General features: G+C 36.4%; 27 protein-coding genes, 6 tRNA genes and 4 riboswitches. Of the genes, 30 read left to right on the top strand and 3 right to left on the bottom strand.

Annotated elements, in window-relative coordinates:
* Positions 1-5 precede the first annotated feature (5 nt).
* The 8 genes from ACZ76X_RS10625 (at position 6) to ACZ76X_RS10590 (ending at position 2,483) form a co-directional block, all read left to right on the top strand.
* Positions 6-81: transfer RNA gene (locus ACZ76X_RS10625), tRNA-Phe, on the top strand.
* Between the two features lie 9 nt (positions 82-90).
* Positions 91-163 (top strand) — tRNA-Thr (locus ACZ76X_RS10620).
* Positions 164-169: 6 nt separating this feature from the next.
* Positions 170-240 (top strand) — tRNA-Trp (locus ACZ76X_RS10615).
* A 10-nt stretch (positions 241-250) separates the two neighbouring features.
* A tRNA-Ile gene (locus tag ACZ76X_RS10610) sits at positions 251-327 on the top strand.
* A gap of 10 nt (positions 328-337) precedes the next feature.
* Positions 338-412: transfer RNA gene (locus ACZ76X_RS10605), tRNA-Asn, on the top strand.
* Position 413: 1 nt separating this feature from the next.
* Positions 414-485: transfer RNA gene (locus ACZ76X_RS10600), tRNA-Glu, on the top strand.
* A 132-nt stretch (positions 486-617) separates the two neighbouring features.
* A complete protein-coding gene (locus ACZ76X_RS10595) occupies positions 618-1,037 on the top strand; it encodes a CBS domain-containing protein (RefSeq protein ID WP_000199016.1) in 420 nt (139 codons plus the stop codon).
* 294 nt (positions 1,038-1,331) lie between these two features.
* The gene (locus ACZ76X_RS10590; protein ID WP_479850431.1) at positions 1,332-2,483 is read left to right on the top strand and encodes a DUF3965 domain-containing protein; all 1,152 of its coding nucleotides are present in this window, start codon (positions 1,332-1,334) and stop codon (positions 2,481-2,483) included.
* Positions 2,484-2,706: 223 nt separating this feature from the next.
* Here the strand turns inward: ACZ76X_RS10590 and ACZ76X_RS10585 are convergent, their stop codons facing one another.
* Positions 2,707-3,045 (bottom strand): hypothetical protein, encoded by a 339-nt coding sequence (locus ACZ76X_RS10585; protein WP_479850430.1) that lies wholly within the window; start codon positions 3,043-3,045, stop codon positions 2,707-2,709.
* A gap of 5 nt (positions 3,046-3,050) precedes the next feature.
* On the bottom strand, positions 3,051-4,211 hold the full coding sequence (locus ACZ76X_RS10580) for an SH3 domain-containing protein (protein WP_098667913.1): 1,161 nt from the start codon (positions 4,209-4,211) through the stop codon (positions 3,051-3,053).
* A gap of 269 nt (positions 4,212-4,480) precedes the next feature.
* A riboswitch (TPP riboswitch) is annotated at positions 4,481-4,593 on the top strand.
* Between the two features lie 60 nt (positions 4,594-4,653).
* Positions 4,654-4,757, top strand: a riboswitch (TPP riboswitch).
* A gap of 82 nt (positions 4,758-4,839) precedes the next feature.
* Here ACZ76X_RS10580 and tenA point away from each other — a divergent pair.
* The 18 genes from tenA to kdpDN all read left to right on the top strand — a co-directional run bounded on the left by tenA (position 4,840) and on the right by kdpDN (position 19,821).
* Positions 4,840-5,535, top strand: a complete 696-nt coding sequence (gene tenA, locus ACZ76X_RS10575) for a thiaminase II (RefSeq protein WP_000666831.1) — start codon at positions 4,840-4,842, stop codon at positions 5,533-5,535.
* On the top strand, positions 5,504-6,253 hold the full coding sequence (locus ACZ76X_RS10570) for an ABC transporter ATP-binding protein (RefSeq protein ID WP_479850429.1): 750 nt from the start codon (positions 5,504-5,506) through the stop codon (positions 6,251-6,253). The genes tenA and ACZ76X_RS10570 overlap by 32 nt, the downstream gene beginning before the upstream one ends.
* Positions 6,253-7,005 (top strand): ABC transporter permease, encoded by a 753-nt coding sequence (locus ACZ76X_RS10565; RefSeq protein ID WP_479850445.1) that lies wholly within the window; start codon positions 6,253-6,255, stop codon positions 7,003-7,005. The genes ACZ76X_RS10570 and ACZ76X_RS10565 overlap by 1 nt, the downstream gene beginning before the upstream one ends.
* On the top strand, positions 7,002-8,009 hold the full coding sequence (locus ACZ76X_RS10560) for an ABC transporter substrate-binding protein (RefSeq protein WP_479850428.1): 1,008 nt from the start codon (positions 7,002-7,004) through the stop codon (positions 8,007-8,009). Before ACZ76X_RS10565 ends, ACZ76X_RS10560 begins: the two co-directional genes overlap by 4 nt.
* 10 nt (positions 8,010-8,019) lie before the next feature.
* Positions 8,020-8,640: a thiazole tautomerase TenI gene (tenI, locus tag ACZ76X_RS10555; protein ID WP_479850427.1), complete on the top strand. Its 621-nt coding sequence runs from the start codon at positions 8,020-8,022 to the stop codon at positions 8,638-8,640.
* Complete coding sequence (gene thiO / locus ACZ76X_RS10550; RefSeq protein ID WP_479850426.1) at positions 8,633-9,742, top strand: glycine oxidase ThiO; 1,110 nt, start codon at positions 8,633-8,635, stop codon at positions 9,740-9,742. Before tenI ends, thiO begins: the two co-directional genes overlap by 8 nt.
* A gap of 15 nt (positions 9,743-9,757) precedes the next feature.
* Positions 9,758-9,961, top strand: coding sequence for a sulfur carrier protein ThiS (thiS, locus tag ACZ76X_RS10545; protein ID WP_001049508.1), 204 nt, complete (start codon positions 9,758-9,760; stop codon positions 9,959-9,961).
* A gap of 2 nt (positions 9,962-9,963) precedes the next feature.
* Positions 9,964-10,734, top strand: a complete 771-nt coding sequence (gene thiG, locus ACZ76X_RS10540; protein ID WP_144612949.1) for a thiazole synthase — start codon at positions 9,964-9,966, stop codon at positions 10,732-10,734.
* Positions 10,727-11,746 carry a thiazole biosynthesis adenylyltransferase ThiF gene (gene thiF / locus ACZ76X_RS10535; RefSeq protein WP_479850425.1) on the top strand — a complete coding sequence of 340 codons (1,020 nt, stop codon included), beginning with the start codon at positions 10,727-10,729 and terminating at the stop codon, positions 11,744-11,746. The genes thiG and thiF overlap by 8 nt, the downstream gene beginning before the upstream one ends.
* 6 nt (positions 11,747-11,752) lie before the next feature.
* A complete protein-coding gene (gene thiD, locus ACZ76X_RS10530) occupies positions 11,753-12,574 on the top strand; it encodes a bifunctional hydroxymethylpyrimidine kinase/phosphomethylpyrimidine kinase (protein WP_479850424.1) in 822 nt (273 codons plus the stop codon).
* Between the two features lie 85 nt (positions 12,575-12,659).
* A riboswitch (cyclic di-AMP (ydaO/yuaA leader) is annotated at positions 12,660-12,807 on the top strand.
* Between the two features lie 93 nt (positions 12,808-12,900).
* The gene (locus tag ACZ76X_RS10525) at positions 12,901-13,287 is read left to right on the top strand and encodes a hypothetical protein (RefSeq protein ID WP_479850423.1); all 387 of its coding nucleotides are present in this window, start codon (positions 12,901-12,903) and stop codon (positions 13,285-13,287) included.
* A gap of 16 nt (positions 13,288-13,303) precedes the next feature.
* Complete coding sequence (locus ACZ76X_RS10520) at positions 13,304-13,534, top strand: hypothetical protein (RefSeq protein WP_000866315.1); 231 nt, start codon at positions 13,304-13,306, stop codon at positions 13,532-13,534.
* Positions 13,535-13,795: 261 nt separating this feature from the next.
* A riboswitch (cyclic di-AMP (ydaO/yuaA leader) is annotated at positions 13,796-13,941 on the top strand.
* Positions 13,942-14,039: 98 nt separating this feature from the next.
* The gene (locus ACZ76X_RS10515; protein ID WP_000887889.1) at positions 14,040-14,144 is read left to right on the top strand and encodes a SipW-dependent-type signal peptide-containing protein; all 105 of its coding nucleotides are present in this window, start codon (positions 14,040-14,042) and stop codon (positions 14,142-14,144) included.
* The gene (gene kdpF / locus ACZ76X_RS10510) at positions 14,141-14,221 is read left to right on the top strand and encodes a K(+)-transporting ATPase subunit F (RefSeq protein ID WP_000972377.1); all 81 of its coding nucleotides are present in this window, start codon (positions 14,141-14,143) and stop codon (positions 14,219-14,221) included. Before ACZ76X_RS10515 ends, kdpF begins: the two co-directional genes overlap by 4 nt.
* Positions 14,222-14,240: 19 nt before the next feature.
* Positions 14,241-15,908, top strand: coding sequence for a potassium-transporting ATPase subunit KdpA (kdpA, locus tag ACZ76X_RS10505; RefSeq protein ID WP_479850422.1), 1,668 nt, complete (start codon positions 14,241-14,243; stop codon positions 15,906-15,908).
* Positions 15,909-15,921: 13 nt separating this feature from the next.
* Positions 15,922-18,012 carry a potassium-transporting ATPase subunit KdpB gene (gene kdpB / locus ACZ76X_RS10500; protein WP_479850421.1) on the top strand — a complete coding sequence of 697 codons (2,091 nt, stop codon included), beginning with the start codon at positions 15,922-15,924 and terminating at the stop codon, positions 18,010-18,012.
* A gap of 16 nt (positions 18,013-18,028) precedes the next feature.
* Complete coding sequence (gene kdpC, locus ACZ76X_RS10495; RefSeq protein ID WP_479850420.1) at positions 18,029-18,610, top strand: K(+)-transporting ATPase subunit C; 582 nt, start codon at positions 18,029-18,031, stop codon at positions 18,608-18,610.
* A gap of 56 nt (positions 18,611-18,666) precedes the next feature.
* Positions 18,667-19,821, top strand: coding sequence for a KdpD-like non-kinase potassium sensor (gene kdpDN / locus ACZ76X_RS10490; protein ID WP_479850419.1), 1,155 nt, complete (start codon positions 18,667-18,669; stop codon positions 19,819-19,821).
* A 22-nt stretch (positions 19,822-19,843) separates the two neighbouring features.
* Here kdpDN and ACZ76X_RS10485 read toward each other — a convergent pair whose 3' ends face one another.
* Complete coding sequence (locus tag ACZ76X_RS10485) at positions 19,844-21,025, bottom strand: MFS transporter (protein ID WP_479850418.1); 1,182 nt, start codon at positions 21,023-21,025, stop codon at positions 19,844-19,846.
* 140 nt (positions 21,026-21,165) lie between these two features.
* On the opposite strand from ACZ76X_RS10485, the gene ACZ76X_RS10480 reads away from it, so the two are divergent.
* The 4 genes from ACZ76X_RS10480 (at position 21,166) to ACZ76X_RS10465 (ending at position 23,259) form a co-directional block, all read left to right on the top strand.
* Positions 21,166-21,627 (top strand): MarR family transcriptional regulator, encoded by a 462-nt coding sequence (locus ACZ76X_RS10480; RefSeq protein ID WP_479850417.1) that lies wholly within the window; start codon positions 21,166-21,168, stop codon positions 21,625-21,627.
* Between the two features lie 128 nt (positions 21,628-21,755).
* Positions 21,756-22,610 (top strand): patatin-like phospholipase family protein, encoded by an 855-nt coding sequence (locus ACZ76X_RS10475; protein WP_479850416.1) that lies wholly within the window; start codon positions 21,756-21,758, stop codon positions 22,608-22,610.
* Between the two features lie 124 nt (positions 22,611-22,734).
* Positions 22,735-22,938, top strand: coding sequence for a hypothetical protein (locus ACZ76X_RS10470; RefSeq protein ID WP_479850415.1), 204 nt, complete (start codon positions 22,735-22,737; stop codon positions 22,936-22,938).
* A 48-nt stretch (positions 22,939-22,986) separates the two neighbouring features.
* A complete protein-coding gene (locus tag ACZ76X_RS10465) occupies positions 22,987-23,259 on the top strand; it encodes a sugar ABC transporter ATPase (RefSeq protein WP_479850414.1) in 273 nt (90 codons plus the stop codon).
* Positions 23,260-23,284 lie beyond the last annotated feature (25 nt).

Raw genomic sequence — 23,284 nt, 5'->3', positions numbered from 1 at the left:
ATGTTGGCTCGGTAGCTCAGTCGGTAGAGCAGAGGACTGAAAATCCTCGTGTCGGCGGTTCGATTCCGTCCCGAGCCACCATTTTTTTATGCCGACTTAGCTCAATTGGTAGAGCAACTGACTTGTAATCAGTAGGTTGGGGGTTCAAGTCCTCTAGTCGGCATCCTTTAGGGGCATAGTTTAAAGGTAGAACTGAGGTCTCCAAAACCTCCAGTGTGGGTTCGATTCCTACTGCCCCTGTAAAGTATATGGGCCTATAGCTCAGCTGGTTAGAGCGCACGCCTGATAAGCGTGAGGTCGATGGTTCGAGTCCATTTAGGCCCACCATATATATTATTCCGCAGTAGCTCAGTGGTAGAGCTATCGGCTGTTAACCGATCGGTCGTAGGTTCGAGTCCTACCTGCGGAGCCATGGCCCGTTGGTCAAGTGGTTAAGACACCGCCCTTTCACGGCGGTAACACGGGTTCGAATCCCGTACGGGTCATAAAAAAAAGAGTCAGCAATATGCTGACTCTTTTTTTATTGTGCGTTCATTCTCCTTTATCAACTGATTTTCCTGAAATAAATAAAGGGATTTAGGAAAAGCTATGGTATGTATAAAAAGGAGGAGATACAAATGACACGAGTGAGAGACTTGATGAGCACTCATATTGTACAGTGTACACCGTTAGACAATGTATATGAAGCCGCTGTAAAGATGAAAGAAGAATCGATTGGATTGATTCCGGTTGTTGAAAATGAGCAAGTTGTTGGTCTTGTTACGGATCGAGATTTAGTTGTTCGAGGAATTGCTGAAAAACATCCTGGATCTAATAAAATTACAAATGTAATGACAACAAACATTGTTTCAGTTTCTCCAGATGATCCTATTGAAAAGGCTACAGAGTTAATGGCACAGTATCAAATTAGACGATTGCCAGTAGTTGAGAGTGGTCAACTCGTTGGGATGTTAGCACTAGGAGATTTAGCTATAAAAGAATCGGCAGATGATCAAGCGGGATTTGCTTTAAGTGAAATATCAGAGCATACGGAATGAAGTGAGACTTTAATTAGTGGAATACGTTACGTATAAAAATCAGATACATTATTCTAGTATATAGGGTTAAGCTAATATGTTAGCATGATGTATCTGAGCCATTATATAATAAGTATACAGTTAGCAATTTCGACAGTTTATTTAAATTTGTCATTCCTAATTTTAAATAAGAGAAAAAATGATATACTGATAGATATAAGTATTATGAGGGATTTCGAATATAACAATATTTATTATTAATGATGTAATAATGGATTAATATTTCCTATGTAGACAAAAGGGAAGGGGAATTATATGAGGGCTATACAGCGCGATCCAAATTGGAATTTGGTTACAGATACATATATAGAACCAAATAATTTCGCTGAATTATTTTCTTTACTTGTACCTTGTCATCCAAAAGGTGAAGGGAAAGAAAGAACTATATTAGTGTGGAAAGAAAAAGAATTTTATAAAGAAGAAAATTTAGCGGCATTTATCGTATATGGAATGGATAAAGCAAAAAATTTACCACAGTTTCATAAAGATGAAATTCCAACTTTAGTACGTATTCTTCGTTTATGCCAAGAGATTGGCTGGTATGAAGAAGCGAATACTTTTATGGTAAATCAAGGTCTAGCTGAGTTTGTTCACACTTCATTGGAATATGAAACGTGGGATTTTTTGACACAAGCGGTTGCTTTAAACTATTTAATTATTAAATATCGTATTGGTGAATTAACTGATGAGGATGTAGAAATTTGGGATAGAGTTAAATTTAATGAGAAATGTATAACGGACTGTAAACATCTATTATCCCATAAAGAAGTACTAGAATTTACATTCTTTTATATGTGTAAGAGAGCTAAATTCTTATCAAAAGAGCAATTAAATAGTGATATGATGAGTCTAGCAATGTATTGTAATACTTTTGTATATGACTTATATACACATGACTTATTACGAAAATATCGTAAGTGTACAGACTTCCTATCGTACTATGGACCTAGTCAAGCGGTGTTAGCTTGTCAAAGAGCTGTTCTTTCTCAAATTTCAGATCGATTAGATCCACTCAAGACTACTCATGTTGACGATTATTTATATGTAATGAAAGATATGATGGAGCACATGACGATAGGAATAATGGATCGATATGATCATTTCATCGGAAAGCTATTATCGTATGTGCCATTTTTCGAAATGATTCAAGTTCCGCAACATGCGTATTATTGTGAAGAATTATTGTATATTTGTAAGGGCATTGAATATAAAGAAGAAATATTACGCAATTATATATTTATACAATTACATGATTGTTTACCATCATTCTTTAAACTGTTTCTTAAAAATAAGCGTTATGCAACGATTCATGATATTCTGTTCTATTGGTGTGATGATGAACAAAGAATGAGCTTAGAGAAAAAATATAATCTTAGCTTTATTTATGAAAAATATGCTTGCGGATAAAGAGCATTTTCTATATAAATTAAAAAGGATCTCAATTGTGAGATCCTTTTTAATTAGTAAAGCAAGGAGAATGTAATTAAGACGAGAAATAACATTCCATAAAGGAGAAATTGTGCCGTATAGCTTCCTTGTATACCAAAAAAGGTATTTGTTTTTTTGTATAAATTCAATATATATTTTAGCGGATTATCTTTGAAAGATTGATACACAGTGTCTCCTCTTTCTAAGCGTCTTGTTCGTGTTTTTTGTTATTAGGAACATGAATGTATCTAGCTATGAATAATAAAACAGCCATAAAAAATACAGGAAATACGGTAGATAAATAAAAACCATTACTAATAATATTTGCTATTAGGGCACTTAATAGAAAGATGGCATTATAAATATGGGCAATTTTTTGTTTTAGTTGAACTTGAAAAGATTCCATCATAATTTCTAAAGCAACAAAAGCAATGATAATAGATAAAAATACAGTATTTGTATTGTAAATGATTAAACAACAGATTAAACCTAAAAAGGCTAAGTATTCAATTAAGAGAGGTATATTGATATTGCGTGGCATACAATTTACCTAACTAAATATGGCAGTGGGTTTACTGCATTTGTTTTTTCAAAATTCCATTCTCCATTGTGTAATTCAAAATGAAGATGTTGCCCGTATGAATGACCTGTGTTTCCCATATGACCTACTAATTGTCCAGCTTGTACTTGATCACCAGCTTGTACAGTGCGATCTTTCATGTGAGCATAGACTGTTGTATATAATTTCCCATTTATTTGATGGGCGATGAACACAACATTGCCATAGCTAGCTGAATAATATGATTTCACAACTTTACCTGCCGCCGCCGCTTGGATAGAGACATTACCTGGAGCTGCGATATCTATACCATAATGCATTTGTTCCCAGCGCATATCAAAGGTTGAGCTAATTTTTCCTTGTGTAGGGAATTTGAAAACTGCTGGAATGGAAGTAGGTTGAGCTGTTTGAGCTTGTGATTGCGTTTGGTTTTGCACCACATAATGTTTTGCGACATATCCGTATCCTGTGCCAAAACGAATTTTATACCAAGTTCCTACAGTTTCCACTACTTGTAATTGTGTACCATTTTGTAATGAACCAAGTAGTGCACTACTTGTACTAGCGTTGCTACGTACATTAAGTTTAGGTGTTGCAACTGTGTATTTCGTATTATTTTGAACTGTGATGCCTTTCACTAAAGCCTGTGAACCATTAGAAACGAATGCTTTTTGTACATAACCTGTTTTGCCATTATGTAAAATTTTATACCACTCGCCTTGTTCTTCTTCAATGGTAACGAATTTCCCATTTGGTAATACATCTAAAATTGAAGATTCTAAATTAGGTTCAGAACGAACGTTTAATGCATTGGCATTAACGATATATTGATTATTAGATTGAAGTTTGTTTTTTAGTAGAATAGAATCTTTTTGTACGTAACCTACTTTATTATTAACAGATACTTTATACCAACCATTAGTTGTTCCAAGTATGTTCACTTTCGTATTAAAGCGAATTGTATCAATTGATGAGCTATTTGCGTTATCTTTTGTATGTAAGGCTACTTGATCAACTTTTACATATCCAGTTTTCCCATTAGATAATTGTTCAGCGTTGGCTGTTTGTACATTTGTTTCTCCCATAGAAGGAAGTAAAGAAGCAATTGCGACAGTAGTTGCTGTTAAAGCAGTAGCTTTCATATTCATATAATAGAGACCTCCTCTAGTTGTATAGTTGTAATTTTATTATAGTATAAAGATATAATATAGTGGGTTTATTCACATAAATGTAATATGAAATCAATATAAAAATAAATTTTTTGAGGATAATGATTCCTTTTTATCCAATTCATTAGGATAATAATTTCTAAGATAGAATATAAGTATTATATGGCTTCGTTATTTTGTTGACAATTGAGAAAATTAAAACAGTTGATGATGTCTTATTACGGTGTTATACTGACAGTGATAATTTTATAGTTTGCTAGGAGAGCTGGTGTTGCCAGCTGAGAGTAAGACCTTAAGTCTTTGATCCTTTTTATTACCTGATCTAGATTATGCTAGCGTAGGGAAGCACTTCGGACACTAATAATAAGTCCCCGTTTCTTTGCGTATAGAAACGGGGCTTTTTTGTTTAAAAATTTCATATTTAAACCACTAGGGGTGCTTGTTGTGCTGAGAGAGGAATAATCCTTAACCCTTATCACACCTGATCTAGGTAATACTAGCGAAGGGAAGTGGAACAACGAATAAATTATAATTTTATTTGTTGTAACCACTTCTTATTTAGAAGTGGTTTTTTATTTATATACATATACCGGAAGGGGATAGGGAAATGAAATTTTGCGATAGATTATTAGAAACTGTACAACCAGTTTGGGAGATGAGTCATAATCATCCATTTGTTGTAGGTATGGGGGATGGCACGTTAGAAAAAGATAAGTTTCAGTATTACATTATTCAAGATTATTTATATTTGTTAGATTATGCAAAGCTATATGCCATCGGTGTTGTAAAGGCAACGAATCCACAAGTAATGGGGAAATTTGCTGAACAAATTGATGGGATATTAAATGGAGAAATGACAATTCATAAACAATATGCAAAAAGACTTGGGATTTCTATAGAGGAGATAGAGTCTGCAAAACCATCTGCTAAAAATTTAGCTTATACAAATTACATGATGTCTGTATCTCAAAATGGCACACTTGCGGAATTAATAGCAGCACTTCTGCCATGTATGTGGAGCTACTGGGAAATTGGAAAGCGTTTAAATGATATTCCTGGAGCAAGAGATCATGAGTTTTTTGGTGAGTGGATTCAAGGCTATAGTTCTGAAGAATATGGCAACCTTTGTGTTTGGTTAATCGATTTATTAAATGAAATGGCAGTTGGAAAGTCTGAAAAAGAGCTAGATCGATTAGAGGAGATTTTCCTATATTCCAGTCGATTTGAATATTTATTCTGGGATATGTCCTACCGTAAGGAGATGTGGGGATTTGAGGAGCAAGAACATACTACAGTTTCATAATGTTTCTTTTCATTATGATGAGAAACCAATCATCAAGGAATTAAATGCTTCTATACAAGATAAAGAGTTTGTAAGTATTATCGGACCGAGTGGATGCGGGAAAAGTACTTTATTTCGCCTTATTACAGGTTTAGAAGAAGCAAGTACGGGACAGATAGAGCTGACAGAAACAAAGAGCCATCCTGTAGGGTATATGCCCCAAAAAGATATGCTCCTGCCGTGGAGAACGATTATTGAGAATGCTGCCCTGCCGTTAGAGTGCCAAGGTGTACAGAAGAAAGAAGCACAAATAAAAGCGAAGGAACTGCTACATAAATTTGGCTTACAAGGGTACGAGACAAAATATCCGAAAGATTTATCTGGTGGTATGAGACAACGTGTATCCTTTATTCGAACTTTATTAACAGGCGGGGAGATATTGCTGTTAGATGAACCGTTTAGCTCGTTGGATGCTTTAACGAAGGCATCTTTGCAAGAATGGTTGTTTGAACAATGGAAAGAGTGGGAAAAAACAATTTTGTTTATCACTCATGATGTGGAAGAAGCATTGTTTCTTTCTAATCGAATTTTAGTAGTTGAGCAGCGACCGATAACTACTTTAACCGAGAGGATTGTACCGCTTGATTGTAATCGAACAAGAAAAGATTTATATAAGCCTGAAGTGTTAGCGCTTAAAGATGAGCTTCTTAGTATGTTACAAAGGCAGGTACTCGTATGATGAAACGGTTGAAGGAACTATTACCTGCCCTTACACTTTCTAGTATTTTACTTGTCATTTGGGAAGTAGGCGCAAGAATTTTAGATGAAATGTACATTTTACCGTCACCGTCTGCGATTGTAATGAAGATATGGAAACTAAAAGATATATTATTTACGGTTCATTTGCCGGCAACATTATATGTCGTTTTAATAGGTGTGGCAATTTCTATCGTACTTGGGGTAGGGCTAGCGATGTTAATGAACGCGAGTAATTGGATGGAGAGAGCATTTTATCCATTATTAGTGGCTTCACAAACGATTCCTATTACAGCGCTTGCTCCGCTCTTCGTTTTATGGTTTGGATATACGATTTGGAGTAAAGTCGTTGTTACGGTTTTAATTACGTTTTTCCCGATTGCGGTCAATACGTATGATGGACTACGCAGTACGAAAAAAGAATGGGAAGAGCTTTTAGTTACATACGGGGCAACGAAAAAAGATGTTTTTCTTAAATTAAAATTGCCGTCTGCTCTTCCTTATTTTTTCTCAGCTTTAAAAATCGCAGTTCCGCTTAGTGTAATTGGGGCAGCAATTGGCGAATGGCTCGGTGCACAAGCTGGGCTAGGATATTTCAGTAAAAGAATGATGACGCAGTTAGACGGAGCAGGTGTATTTGCACCCATTGTATTGTTATCATTATTAGCTATTTTCTTCGTCATACTTATTTCGATATTAGAAAAGAAATTCATTAGTTGGAGGAAGCATTCATGAAATTATTAAAACGCATCTTTGTATTTACATTATTAGTTGCAATGATTGCTGGATGTTCTAGTAATTCAGCATCAGATAAGAGTAAAAAAGAAAAAGAAAAAGAAATAACGGTCATGCTTGATTGGTACCCAAATGCGGTACACAGCTTTATTTATGCAGCAATTGAAAAAGGCTACTTTAAAGAAGAAGGAGTAAAGGTGAATATTAAATTCCCTTCTAATCCGACTGACCCATTAACGTTAGCTGCTGCAGGAAAAGTAACGGTTGGCTTATATTATCAGCCAGATGTTGTCATGGCAAAAGCAAATGAACAAATTCCAGTGAAATCAATTGGGGCTGTCGTACGTTCACCATTAAACCATGTCGTATCACTGAAATCAGCAGGCATTCAATCGCCAAAAGATTTAGAGGAGAAAACAGTTGGATATTCTGGAACACCTTTAAGTGAGATGTATTTAAAAACGATGGTAAAAGAAGCTGGTGGTAATCCAGATACAGTGAAAGTAGTCGATATTGGCTTTGATTTAGTACCAGCATTAATTACGAAAAAAGTGGATGCGGTAACTGGAGCATACATTAACCATGAAGTACCTGTTATGCGTCATGAAGGCCATGAGCCAGCATACTTTAATCCAGCAGATTACGGTGTACCGAATTATCATGAGCTTGTATTTGTAACAGGTGATAAAACGTTGAAGAAAGATAAAGAAGCGTTGCAAGCCTTCTTACGTGGTACGAAAAAAGGCTATGATTTCATGAAGAAAAATCCAGATGAAGCATTAAATATTTTATTAAATCATCAAGAAAAAGAAAACTTCCCGCTTGTACCAGAAGTTGAAAAAGAAAGTATGAAAATTTTATTAGAGAAGATGGAAACGAAAGATGAGCCATTTTTATCAGATTCAAAAGAATCATGGGAGAAACAAAATAAATGGCTGAAAGATAAAGGAATGACGAAAGAAATCGTTCCGGCCGATGATTTATTCGAAAACATTTTAAAGTAGGCGAATGAATATGAAAAATGAGCTTCATGTAATCTCAAATGGTCACATGTCATTCGAAGAGTTAGTGAATGTAGCGATGCAAATTGAAAGTGAAATTGATTATTTGCATATTCGTGAGCGTGAGAAAAGTACGAAGGAATTGTATGAAGGTGTGGAAAGTCTTTTGAGGAAAGGCTTTCCAGCATCGAAAATAGTGATAAATGACCGAATTGATATTGCTATTTTATTAAACATTCCGCGCGTGCAGCTAGGATATCGAAGCGCAGATGTAAGGTCAGTGAAAGAAAAGTTTTCTTATTTGCATGTCGGTTATTCTGTGCATTCTTTAGAAGAGGCGATCGATGCATTTAAGAATGGGGCGGATTCACTTGTCTATGGTCATGTATTTCCGACAGAGTGTAAAAAAGGTGTGCCAGCGAGAGGGCTTGAAGAAATTTCAGACATTGCAAAGTGTTTATCCATACCGATTATAGCAATTGGAGGAATCACTCCGGAAAACACTGGAGATGTTCTAACTAACGGCGTCAGTGGTATTGCTGTTATGTCTGGGATTATAAGTAGTAGTAACCCGTATAGCAAAGCGAAATCTTATAAGGAATCAATAAGAAAGTGGGCGGAAAAACATGTGTAAGAAGTATGATGTAGCGATAATTGGCGGTGGTGTAATTGGTAGTTCAGTTGCACATTTTCTAGCAGAAAGAGGATATAAAGCAGCGATTGTAGAGAAGCAAAGAATTGCATCTGAAGCCTCGAAAGCAGCTGCTGGTTTACTTGGGGTTCAGGCAGAATGGGATGAATATGATCCGCTATTTGAACTTGCTAGAGAAAGCCGTGCTATATTTCCACAACTTGCAGAAGTTTTACGTGAAAAAACAGGAATCGATATTGGGTATGAAGAGAAAGGCATTTATCGCATTGCTCAAAATGAAGATGAGAAGGAAAGAATTCTTCACATTATGGATTGGCAGCAGAAAACAGGTGAAGAATCTTACTTTTTAACAGGAGATCGTTTACGAGAGAAAGAGCCGTATCTATCTGAGTCAATTATAGGGGCTATATATTATCCAAAAGATGGTCACGTTATTGCACCAGAGCTTACAAAAGCATTCGCACATTCCGCATCATTTTCGGGCGCTGATATATATGAACAGACAGAAGTGTTTGATATTCGTATTGAAAATAATAAAGTGACTGGAATTGTGACAAGCGAAGGTATTATCATTTGCGAGAAAGTGGTTATCGCGGGTGGCTCATGGAGTACGAAGTTACTAAGTTATTTTCACCGCGAATGGGGTACATATCCAGTTAAAGGAGAAGTAGTAGCGGTAAGAAGTAGAAAACCACTTTTAAAGGCGCCTATTTTCCAAGAAAGATTTTACATTGCACCAAAGCGCGGCGGACGTTACGTAATTGGAGCAACGATGAAGCCCCATACGTTTCATAAAACGGTGCAACCAGAAAGTATTACTTCTATATTAGAGCGTGCGTATACAATATTGCCAGCTTTAAAAGAAGCGGAATGGGAAAGTGCATGGGCAGGATTAAGGCCACAATCGCATCATGAAGCTCCTTATATGGGAGAGCATGAAGAAATAAAAGGTTTATATGCTTGTACAGGCCATTATCGAAACGGTATTTTATTAAGCCCTGTTTCTGGTCAGTATATGGCGGATTTAATAGAAGGAAAGCAGGAGAATCACTTGCTAGATTTATTGCTTTCTAAAACAGTTTAGAAAGGGGATGGAAGTTTGAATTTAAAAATTAATGGTAATCAAATTGAAGTGCCAGAGAGTGTGAAAACAGTAGCTGAGCTACTTACACATTTAGAGTTGGAAAACAGAATTGTTGTAGTAGAGCGTAATAAAGATATTTTACAAAAAGATGATCATACAGATACATCTGTTTTTGATGGAGACCAAATTGAGATTGTAACTTTCGTAGGAGGCGGTTGATTATGTTAAACATTGGACCATTTTCATTTCATTCTAGACTTTTATTAGGAACAGGAAAATTCCCTGATTTTGATGTACAGCAAAAGGCAATTGATGTATCTGAGGCTGAGGTTTTAACGTTCGCAGTACGCCGTATGGATATATTCGATGCAAAGCAGCCTAATTTATTAGAGAAACTTGATGTGAAAAAATATAAGTTATTACCGAATACAGCCGGAGCAAAAAATGCTGAAGAAGCTGTTCGTATTGCAAAATTAGCAAAAGCTTCAGGGCTTTGCGACATGATTAAAGTAGAAGTTATTGGTGATGATAGAACGTTATTACCTGATCCAGTAGAAACGTTAAAGGCATCTGAAATGTTACTAGAAGAAGGGTTTATCGTACTTCCGTATACATCTGATGATGTTGTATTAGCACGTAAATTACAAGAACTAGGCGTGCATGCAATTATGCCAGGAGCATCCCCAATCGGTTCAGGGCTTGGTATTGTAAATCCGTTAAATTTAAGCTTCATTATTGAACAAGCGACAGTACCAGTTATCGTTGATGCTGGTATCGGTAGCCCAGCTGATGCAGCATTTGCGATGGAATTAGGAGCGGATGGTGTGTTATTAAATACTGCTGTGTCAGGAGCAAAAGATCCTATTAAAATGGCGCAGGCAATGAAATTAGGTATTGAAGCAGGACGTTTAGGATTTGAGGCAGGTCGTATTGCACGTAAACGTTGTGCAACAGCAAGTAGTCCTTTAGAAGGAATGAGTGTAGTTGAATAATCGATATTCTCGCCAAGAACTATTTTCTCCAATTGGAGAAGAAGGACAACGAAAAATAAGAGAAAAACATGTACTTATTATCGGTGCAGGTGCATTAGGTAGTGCAAATGCAGAGATGTTTGTAAGAGCTGGTGTAGGCACAGTAACGATTGTTGACCGGGATTATGTCGATTGGAGTAATTTACAAAGGCAGCAATTGTACGCAGAGAGTGATGTGGAAAATAATCTTCCGAAGGCTGTAGCGGCAAAGAAACGTCTAGAAGAGATTAATCGTGAAGTAAGAGTAGAAGCTCTCGTTCAAGACGTAACGGCTGAGGAATTAGAAGAACTCGTTACAAACGTTAATGTAATTATTGATGCAACTGATAATTTCGAAACGCGTTTCATTGTAAATGATATAGCGCAAAAACATTCTATTCCATGGATTTACGGAGCATGTGTAGGGAGTTACGGCCTTTCTTACACAATTCTTCCTAGTAAAACGCCATGTTTATCTTGTTTATTACAATCGATTCCGCTTGGCGGGGCGACATGTGATACAGCGGGGATTATATCGCCTGCTGTATCTCTCGTCGTTTCTCATCAAGTAACGGAAGCTCTTAAACTGTTAGTAGAAGATTACGAATCGCTTCGAGATGGACTTGTGTCGTTTGATGTATGGAAGAATGAATATTCATGTATGAATGTGCAAAAGCTTCGTAAGCATAATTGTCCTTCGTGCGGAGAGAATGCATTGTATCCGTATTTAAATAAAGATAATACATCGAAAACAGCAGTGTTATGCGGGAGAAATACAGTTCAAATTAGACCACCTCATAAAGAGGAAATAGATTTTGAACGATATAAAGAGCTGCTGAATGATCGTGTGCATGATTTAAATATAAATCCATATTTATTATCATTTTCTGTGGAAGAAAAGAGATTAGTTGCTTTTAAAGATGGTCGTGTACTTGTACATGGAACGAAAGATATAAGCGAAGCAAAAACAATTTATCATCGCTATTTTGGATAGAAAAGGATGAGTGGGATGAAAGTAAATAAAGCTTTAACAATTGCAGGATCTGATAGTGGCGGCGGTGCCGGCATTCAAGCAGATTTAAAAACATTCCAAGAGCTTGGTGTGTACGGGATGACAGCTATTACAGCAATTACTGCTCAAAACACGCTTGGCGTTCAAGGGGTATATCCAGTTTCGTTAGAAGGTATTACGGAACAGTTGAATTCAATCGGTACGGATTTAACACCAGATGCTGTGAAACTAGGAATGTTATTTAACAGCGAAATTATTCAAATTGTAGCAGAACATATTAATAAATTTGGCTGGAATAATATTGTACTAGATCCTGTTATGATTGCTAAGGGCGGTGCATCATTATTACAACAAGAAGCAGTACAAGCATTAAAAGAATATTTATTACCAGTAGCAACCGTTGTAACACCGAATGTTCCTGAAGCAGAAGTGTTAACTGGGATGGAGATTCATAATGTTGAAGATAGTAAGGAAGCTGCGAAAGTACTGCATGAATTAGGTACGAAATACGTGCTTATGAAGGGTGGACATGCAGAATATCAAGGTAATGAAGTAGTTGATTTACTCTTTGATGGTGAGCAATTTATCGAATTTAGAAGTGAACGAATTCCTTCAAAGCAAACGCACGGAAGTGGGTGCACATTTGCTTCAGCGGTTACTGCAGGACTTGCGAAAGGATACTCCATTGAAGAGGCAGTTCAAGAAGCAAAACGATTTATTAGTATAGCAATTGAAGAGCCATTGAATATTGGAAGTGGTCATGGACCGACGAATCATTTTGCGTATAAGATGAATAATACACGTGTATAAAGACATGAGAAGCCAGTTTGCTAACTGGCTTTTTTTCTGTTTACTTTTTCAAAATACAGGAGTAATATATCAGCCAGAATATATTTTTTGTAATACGCTGAGTCCAATTATATGGAGCGGAGGAACCAATTTGTGCAGTGTCACTAGGGGTGAATCTTTCAATTTTGAAAGTAGGGCTACTCTCAAAGTCCGAATCCGACAGCTAACTTCGTAAGCGTCTTGAGAGAGGACGGTGCCATGATGGATACATCGCTTCATCGATCTGATTAGTATAGGGGAATATCAATCTATGTTTGATTTCTTTTATGCTAAGGAGGATGAGGTACATGGAATTAACACTTATTTGTGTTGGAGAAGAAAGTAAGGTAAATAGTCTAATAGATTTAGTAGCATTTCAACATGAGTTAATTATTTTTACAGCAAATGAAGAGATAGCGGCTGAAGTTAGGAATTGTGGATTTGATTGGACGTATAGTTGTAGTCGGGAGCAGGATTTTACTAGTATTTGTGAGTGTATTAAGAAGGTAATTTTACTAGGTGATGAGCTTCCAATCGTTAGCTTCTTTACAGAACATATTCGCTTTTCTTTTCAAGCACCTATTACTGTTGTTACAAGAAATAAACGATATCCAGCGAGGCTCTATGAAACAATTGGAGCTACACTTGTTGTGTTTACGAATTGTGATAATATTTCTTTTTTATTTTTTGAATAGGGTGGGGGAAAAGAAGATGAAGGTGTTGTTACTAGGAGATATAGCGAATCGTTGGGCGGTATCGGTAGAGCGAGTTCAAGAATTGGTGGTGCTCGATCCTATTTTTCCAAGGCCCTATATCATATTGCCATCGAAAGACGCTTTATATTTAAAAACAGATGTTATCGAATATGAGCAACTACATGCAGAATTGTCACAAGTTTATATTCGCGGGAGAAATTTACGTGCTTTTTTACGAGGAGAATAAATAGGGAGTGAAAAAAGAGCGAATGCGAAGTGCAGCAAGCTATGCACTTCATATCATTCGCTCTTTTTATTTCGTATTTAAAAGATCATTTCTGTGAAAAAGAAAGAAAAGACGAGAAAAGAGATGAAAGAGTATTAATAATACCTGATGTAAGCGTTTAAACAGATAGATATATTCTTATTTTTAGTAATTTGCCTCTTTACAAGTGAAATATAGAGGAGTATATTTACTCTCATAAATCATTCATAAAATTTCCAAAAAAACCTAAAATCGCTGAGTTCCAGAAATGGAGCGGGGGAACCAATTTTGTGCATCGTCACTTGGGGTGAATCTTTCAGTTTTGAAAGTAGGGCTACTCTTTAGGCCCGAATCCGACAGCTAACCTCGTAAGCGTTTAGAGAGGAGGTTTACTTTTTGTTGTTCATTTTTTGAACACTGAGTAGAGCTCAGTGTTCTTTTTTAATATTTTGATGGTAAAATTCTACAAATGGAGTGAGGGATAGTTATGTTAGATGTTGTAATGATCGGGATTTTCGTTGTGTTAGTCGCATCGATGGCAAGTCTTGCAAGTTGGTCAGATAAAGTTGTGAAAGAAGGGAAGCAATCATGATGATTGCCTTATCGGTTATTGTTGCAGCAATTACGTTGTACTTAGTGTATGCATTATTAAATCCGGAAAAGTTTTAATTAGGGGGAGTCATTCATTATGATCTGGGTCGCAGTTGTTATTACAATGCTGTTGTTTATTCTTGTGGCAAAGCCAACGGGAATTTATTTAGAGAAAGCTTTTCAAGGTAGTAAAAAGCTAGATAAAGTATTCGGGCCTTTTGAAAAACTTATTTTTAAAATTACGGGTGTAAAAGAATACAATCAAACGTGGAAACAGTACGCACTATCATTAGTTTTATTAAATGGATTTATGATTGTTGTCGTATATTTCATTTTCAGACTGCAAGGAGTATTGCCATTAAATCCAGCACACATTGAAGGAATGGAGCCTACGCTCGCTTTTAATACAGCAATTAGTTTTATGGCTGATACAAACTTACAGCATTATAGCGGTGAAAATGGTTTATCTTATTTATCACAATTAATTGGAATTACATTTTTAATGTTTGCAGCACCGGCAACGACGTTAGCACTCGTTATGGCATTTATAAGAGGGCTTGCTGGAAAAGAACTTGGTAACTTTTTCGTTGATTTTACGAGAGCATTAACCAGAGTATTTCTTCCTATCGCATGTATTGCAGCACTAGTCTTTGTCGCACTTGGTGTACCACAAACGTTAGAAGGTGCCGTTACGGCACAAACGATTGATGGCGCAAAACAAAGTATTTTACGTGGGCCTGTTGCATCATTCGTAGCTATTAAGGAACTCGGAAATAACGGCGGTGGATTTTTCGGAGCAAACTCTACACATCCTTTCGAAAATCCAGGGCAAATGAGTAATATTTTGCAAATGATGCTTATGATGTTATTGCCAACAGCACTTCCGTTTACGTACGGACGAATGGTAGGCAATAAAAAGCAAGGACGTATTCTTTTCGTTTCACTATTCATAGTGTTTTTACTAGGGTTTATAACGATTATGACATCTGAATTACATGGGAATCCAGCGTTAAATGGAATGGGTATACAGCATGTACAAGGAAGTATGGAAGGAAAAGAAGTACGATTTGGAACGGTATTTTCTTCCCTATACGCAACAGTGACGACAGCAGCTGAAACCGGAGCCGTGAACACGATGCATGATACGTTAACACCAATTGGCGGGTTAGTACCGCTCGTAAATATGATGTTAAATACAGTATACGGCGGCGTTGGAGCAGGCTTTGTGAACATTATTATGTATGCGATTATCGCAGTCTTTATATCTGGATTGATGGTTGGACGGACACCAGAGTTTTTAGGTAAGAAAATTGAAGGTAAGGAAATGAAATTAATTGCGGTAACGATACTATTTCATCCACTGCTTATTTTAGGATTTTCAGCATTAGCTCTTTCAACAAGTTTAGGAACAGATGCTATTTCTCATTCCGGTTTCCACGGTTTAACGCAAGTAGTATATGAATACACATCGTCAGCTGCGAATAATGGATCTGGATTTGAAGGATTAGCGGATAATACACCGTTTTGGAATATTACAACTGGTTTAGTTATGTTTTTAGGGCGCTATTTCAGTTTAATTACGATGCTAGCTGTTGCAGCTTCTTTGAAAGAAAAGACGGTTGTGCCAGAAACAGTCGGAACGTTCCGCACGGATAATAGTTTATTTGGCGGCATTTTCATCGGAACAATTGTAATTGTCGGTGCATTAACATTCTTCCCGATGTTAGTACTCGGCCCAATTGCAGAATTTCTTACATTGAAGTAATGGAGGGTAAATGATGAGACCGGTAGTAGTAAAAGAAAAAACAGTAAATGAGTCACACATACATGCGGTAGAAGATGAGGTTAGACAAGCGAAAACGATGGATCGTGATATCGTGAAACATGCGATGAAACAATCCTTTGCAAAATTGAATCCGAAAGTTATGATAAAGAATCCGATTATGTTCGTTGTAGAAATTGGGTTTGTCATTACGTTCATTTTATCATTTCTTCCAAGTCATTCTAGTAGTGTACCAGGATGGTTTAATATAACAGTTTCTCTCATTCTCTTATTTACAGTTTTATTTGCTAACTTTGCAGAAGCGTTAGCGGAAGGGCGGGGGAAAGCTCAAGCTGATTCTTTAAAACAATCGAAGAAAGATGTGTTCGCAAATGTTGTAAAAGACAATGGAGAGATTGTTCAAGTTTCAGCAACTGATTTGAGAAAAGGTGACGTTGTTATTGTAAAACAAGGAGAAATGATTCCAAGTGATGGGGAAGTTATAAAAGGGTTAGCGTCTGTTGATGAATCTGCGATTACAGGAGAATCAGCTCCTGTTATAAAAGAAGCGGGCGGTGATTTTTGTTCCGTAACAGGTGGTACGATGGTCGTCAGTGATGAGATTACGATTGTTATTACGAGTAATCCTGGTGAATCATTTATTGATAAAATGATTTCGTTAGTAGAAGGCGCTGCTCGTCAAAAAACGCCAAATGAGATTGCTTTAAATACGGTATTAACGAGCTTAACTCTTATTTTCTTAATCGTTGTTGTGACGTTACCGATTTTTACAAACTATTTAGGATTTCAAATTGATACAGCTGTACTTGTTGCGTTGTTAGTTTGTTTAATTCCAACGACAATTGGTGGATTATTATCAGCGATTGGTATTGCTGGGATGGACAGGGTGACAAAGTTTAATGTGTTAGCGATGTCAGGTAAAGCAGTAGAAGCTGCGGGTGATATTAATACGATTATTTTAGATAAAACAGGTACGATTACTTTCGGGAATCGGATGGCACATACACTGATTCCTGTAGGAAATGAAACGATTGAGCAAGTTGGAAGATGGGCTGCGATTAGTTCTGTTTTAGATGAAACACCAGAAGGTCGATCAGTTATCGAATATGTAAAAACGAAGTCTATATCATATAATCGAGAAATTGCAGAACAAGGTGAGTTTGTTCCGTTTAAAGCAGAAACGAGAATGAGTGGTGTCGATTTACAAGACGGAACGAAAGTGAGAAAAGGTGCTGTAGGTAGCGTGATTGAATGGGTTAGGTCACAAGGCGGAACGATTCCGAAAGATGTAAATCAAAAAGCAGATCTCATTTCAAAAGAGGGCGGGACACCACTTGTAGTTGCAGTGGATAATCGTATTTACGGTTTAATCTATTTAAAAGATACAGTAAAACCTGGTATGCGTGAACGTTTTGAACAATTGCGTCAAATGGGGATTAAAACGGTTATGTGTACGGGTGATAATCCATTAACAGCAGCAACCATTGCAAAAGAAGCTGGAGTAGATGAATTTGTTGCTGAGTGTAAGCCAGAAGATAAAATTGCAGTTATTAAAGCAGAGCAAGATAAAGGAAAACTTGTAGCGATGACAGGTGATGGTACAAATGATGCTCCGGCACTAGCGCAAGCTGACGTTGGATTAGCAATGAATAGCGGTACGACAGCTGCGAAAGAAGCAGCGAATATGATTGATTTAGATTCGAACCCGACAAAAATTATTGAGGTTGTAGGAATCGGTAAGCAATTGTTAATGACGCGTGGTGCGTTAACGACGTTTAGTATTGCGAATGATATCGCAAAATATTTTGCAATCATTCCAGCAATGTTTACACTTGCGATTCCGCAAATGGAAGCATTGAACATTATGAAACTAACATCACCACTGTCAGCGATTTTATCAGCATTAATATTTAATGCAGTTATTATTCCGTTACTTATTCCATTGGCGATGAAAGGTATCGCATATAAACCGATGAGTTCGAATGCACTACTTGGCCGAAACTTACTTATTTATGGACTTGGCGGAGTGATTGTACCGTTCATTGGAATTAAAGTAATTGATATAATTGTCGGCTTGTTTATATAAGGAAGAGGGGAAAAAGATGGCGAAGAAACAAAGTATACTATCACCAATCATCCGGATTACTTTTACATTTTTAGTGTTGTGTGGCCTTGTATACCCGCTTATTGTAACTGGTATTGCACAAGCGGTAATGAAGGATAATGCGGATGGAAGTCTAATATATAATGATAAAAATGAAGTGATTGGTTCTAAATTAATTGGTCAAAATTTTACAGACCCACGTTATTTTCATGGGCGTGTTTCTAGTATTGAATATAAGGCAGAAGCATCTGGTTCCAATAACTATGCACCGTCTAATCCAGATTTAGAGAAACGAGTAGAGAAAAGTATTGAGGAATGGAAGAAACAAAACCGGGCTGTTCCAGTGACAGAAGTACCAATCGATTTAGTGACGAATTCAGGTTCAGGATTAGATTCTGATATTAGCCCACAGGCCGCCTCTGTACAGGTGGATCGCATCTCAAAATTAACGAAAATTCCGAAAGAAACGCTAGATCAATTGATTAAGGATCAAACGGAAGGTGCGGCACTTGGTTTATTTGGAGAGAACCGCGTGAACGTCTTAAAATTAAATTTAGAATTACAGAAATTACTGAAATAGTAAAAGTACTACCTCAATCTAACGGATTGAGGTAGCGTTGTTTCAAAAGAAAGGTTGTGAGTGTTTTGTATGCGGATGATTATAAACCAACTTTTCAAAGACGAACGCCAGAGGAATATTTAGAATATATCCGGCAGCAAAATCGCGGGAAGTTAAAGCTGTATGTAGGAGCGGCTCCAGGGGTAGGGAAAAGTTATAAAATGCTCTATGATGCTAGAGAGATGAAAAAGGATGGTACGGATATTGTAATTGGTTTAATTGAAACGTACGGGAGAAAAGAGACAGAAGATGCAATTGCTGATTTAGAACAAGTTCCTTTAAAAGAAATAGATTATAAAGGGAAAGTATTTTATGAACTAGACGTGGAAGGAATTATAAAACGTGCACCGCAAGTTGTTGTCGTGGATGAACTCGCGCATAGTAATATTCCTGGATCTAAAAATAAGAAACGTTATATGGATGTACAGGAATTACTAGAGGCTGGTATATCCGTATTATCAGCGTTTAATATTCAACATTTAGAAAGTGTTCATGATATTGTAGCTCAAATTACGAATGTAAAAGTAAGAGAACGAATTCCAGATTTTATTTTACAAAAAGCAAATGAAATTCAGCTCGTTGATGCAACGCCTGAGGTATTAAGGAAGAGACTAATAGACGGAAAGATATATAAAGAAGAAAAAATTCAGCAAAGCTTACAAAACTTCTTTACACTTAATAATTTAGGAGCGCTTAGGGAATTATCACTTCGAGAAGTTGCAGATGATATGGACGAGAAAATTAGCCAAACAGTAATAGAACCGATTGGTGTAAAAGAAAAAATTCTCGTTTGTGTACAATACAGTTCAACAGCGGAAAAATTAATAAGACGGGGATGGCGCATGGCGGATCGGTTAAACGCTGAATTGTATGTATTAAACGTTGAAAGGGAAAAGATAGATTCTCTTTCAGCAGGGAAAAAGCAAACAATTGAAGAGTGGAAGTCGCTAACGAATCAATTTGATGCGAGTTTTGTTTTAGAAGAGGCCAAAGGAAGAAAGCCAGCGGATGTTATTATTGAAGTCGCGAAAAGACTACAAGTAACGCAAATTTTACTTGGACAATCGGCGAGAACACGTTGGGAAGAAATTCGAAAAGGTTCAATTGTAAATGAAATTATGAGGCAAACGAAGTATATTGATATTCATATCGTTGCGGATCAACGGGTTTAAAATAGAGACCATCTGCAGGTCTCTATTTTGCCTTTTGTGTGGCAGGGAAGCGTAGCATTTTTATCGCATATAAGAGTATGAGTAGAAACATAATTGCACCTAGGAAGAAAATCCAAAAGTAATTTTGATTAAATACAAAAAATCCACCTACAAGTGGCCCTGTTCCCATACCGAGATAGCGCATAAAGTTGTACATACCGATAGCAGTTGCGCGTTCTTGTACGAATTCTTCTGTTAATAAAGTAGTGTGTGTTGGCATAGAAAGTCCCATACTAAAACCGTACAAAGATGTAACGATAATAATGAATAGGATATTGATGCTATATGTGAAAGAGAATAAAGTGACACATATAATATTGAAGAAACTAGTAATGAATAAAGCTTGTTTTGTTGTGAGGTGCTTTTGTAAAAGCTTGAAGCAATAACTTCCTAACATAATAGAAAGGGACATCGGTACAAACATAAGGCCAATTGCACTTGCAGGTAAGTGAAATAAACTCGTTAAAATACTCGGTAAGAAAACGAGGAAACAAAAGTAAATACAAAATTGAATAAAGCCAATAAGAGTAATAGAAAATCCAGTTTTATTTTTTAAGATAAACCAGGGATTCTTTTTTGATCGCGGTTGCTTACTTACAGTTGGTTTTGTTTCTGGAAGTAGTGAAATGTTTATCGTTAATAAGAGAATGCCAAGTATAGATAAAAAGAGAAATACGGATACATGGCCGTTTATACTGCCGAGATAACCACCAATGAGGGGGCCAATCGCAGGTGCAAGAGCAAGTAACATTTGATAAAGGCTCATTGCTTCTCCTCGTTTTTTTCCTTCAAACAAATCACCGATAATCGTTGCTGCGACTACAGGTATAGCCGCTATTCCTACAGCTTGAACAGCTCTAAAGAATAGAAATAAGTAAATATTCGCCGAAAAAGCACATCCGATTGAGCCAATTGTACTAATGATTAAACTAGGGATAAGGACAGATTTTCTTCCTTTTGTATCAATGAAAGGTCCATATATGAGCTGCATAATCGCAAGAACGAATGTGAAAAGGGAAACTGTTACATTTACAAGATAAAGAGAAGTTTGAAAAGAACCTTGAATCATAGGCAAGATAGGCGTGTAAATATTTTGAGCGAAAGAACCGAGTAAGGCACTCATACAGACGACATATAAAATGAAATGTAGTTTGGGTTTTTTCATTATGTTAACCTCCCTGTCATTTAGTTTCCTTGGAAACTAAATTTATTTTAACATGATTTTCTTACTTGTAAATATGAAAAAATGATTTTAAAATGGTATATAGTTAAATTGTTTCTTTGGAAACTTAGGGGGCGAACGGATTGGATTATGCAACGAAACAAATGGAAATACTTTCGGACATTCGTACACTTTTACATAAAAAAGAAGAACACTTGAAAGGGAAAAATGAGAAATTTCTTCGTGAGACAGGTATAAGTGGTATGTCTTTATCTGAGTTACATGTGATCGAGTGTATCGGGAAAAATGGTTTGATGAATGTAACTGCTATTACGACGGAAATGGGAATGACGAAGGGTGCAATCTCTAAAATTTGTACAAAGTTGTTTCAAAAGCAATTCGTTGAGAAGATGCAAATGTTAGATAATCAAAAAGAAATTTTCTTCCGCTTAACGGAAAGCGGAAATGAAATATATAAAGCTCATGATACATTGCATAAACAAGCTGAAGAAAAGTGGCTGTTACTTTTAGATAGATATACGAAAGAAGAGCAAGATTTTATTCAAAGATTTATAAAAGATGTCTCCGATCATTTGGAAATATAATTGGAAGAAAAAACTCCTTCATTTCGAGTCTTTTGAATATAATTTCTAAAAGAACTCATATATAATAGAAACAGATACTTAACATGGTGAATAATTAAAGAGTCAATATATAAAGAGGAGAGAATAACATGCTTGAAAATACGGGGTTAGTATTAGAAGGCGGCGGTATGCGTGGTGTATATACGGGCGGGATATTAGAATACTTTATGGAACAAGATTTATATTTTCCATATGTAATCGGTGTATCAGCTGGTGCTTGTCATGCAGCGTCGTATCTTTCCAGACAAAGAAATAGAAATAAAACAGTAAATATTGATTATGCATCACACCCAAAATACTTATCGTTTAAAAATTTATGGAGAAAACGCCAGTTATTCGATATGGAGTTCATTTTTCATGAGATTCCAGAAAAGCATGTTCCGTTTGACTTTGAAACATACTTTAATAGTCCAGAGCGTTTCCTTGTAGGGACAACAGATTGTGAAACAGGACAGTCTGTTTACTTTGAAAAAGAAGGAACGAATGATGATGCACTAAATTTATTACAAGCATCTAGTTCATTGCCTTTCATTGCACCAGTAGTAAATTACCGTGGTAAGCAATTGTTAGATGGCGGGATTTCAGATCCAATTCCAGTTCGTAAAGCACAGGAAGATGGATTTAAAAAATCAGTCGTAATTTTAACGAGAAATCATGGTTACGCAAAGAAAAAGTCAAAGTTTGGATGGATAGCAGCGAAAGCATATAAAAAATATCCGAATCTTGTGAAGACGATGTTGAATCGTTATGAAGTATATAATGAAACACTGCACTACATTGAAAAAGAAGAACAAGCTGGGAATTTATTTGTTATTCGCCCAGAAGTGCCGCTTCAAGTAGATCGTATGGAAAAAGATACAGCAAAACTACAAAATTTATATGAGCAAGGCTATGAAGATGCAAAGAGACAGTTTGCAGATTTACAGTCGTTTTTACAAAAATAATGATTAGGCTGCGGAAGAATTTCTCTGCAGCCTTTTTTATTATTGGCTTGAATGTCGAATGACGGTTATACACGTTTAGTGTTATGGTATAATATGGATAAAGGTATGTGAAGAGGTGATACATATGGAAAATGTATATAAAGGTCTTAGGCATACTGGATTTACTATGATCTTTATTTTTTGTGGCGTATTTTTATTGCGCTGGTTCATTCATGATGAAATGCTACTAGACCAGCTTATTGGTTTTAGTGTAGGGATGATAATGGTTATTTCGTCAGTGTTCATTCAAAAATATAGTAAAGAAGTACAAGTGAATGAGGAATATTAAAGTTTTCTAATCTTTTTTTAGTAATTTGGGCGTAGAGGAGGCTTTCATATGATTTTTTTATTTGCCGTATATTTTGTGATCATTATGACATTAGTAATTACGTTTCTTCTTTCAAAAAAATCATATAAGAAGCCGATTATTAAATATATACCAACGTTAATATTGCTTATTTTGGCTTTCATTTCTTCTGTTATGTTTATGTTGAATAATGGAATGGGAGAGCTGATGATAGCGGTCGTTTTAGGGATTGCAGCGATAGTGAACGGTCTTCTACTTCTTGCATTGAAAGTAGTTCGTTTGATTATTGCAAAAGGAAAGTAGCGCATCGGAATTCGATGCGCTACTT

This window comes from Bacillus sp. BC05(2025), from assembly GCF_056725905.1.
The sequence above is the reverse complement of the archived record's forward strand: the minus strand, read 5'-3'. Positions and strand labels throughout refer to the sequence as shown.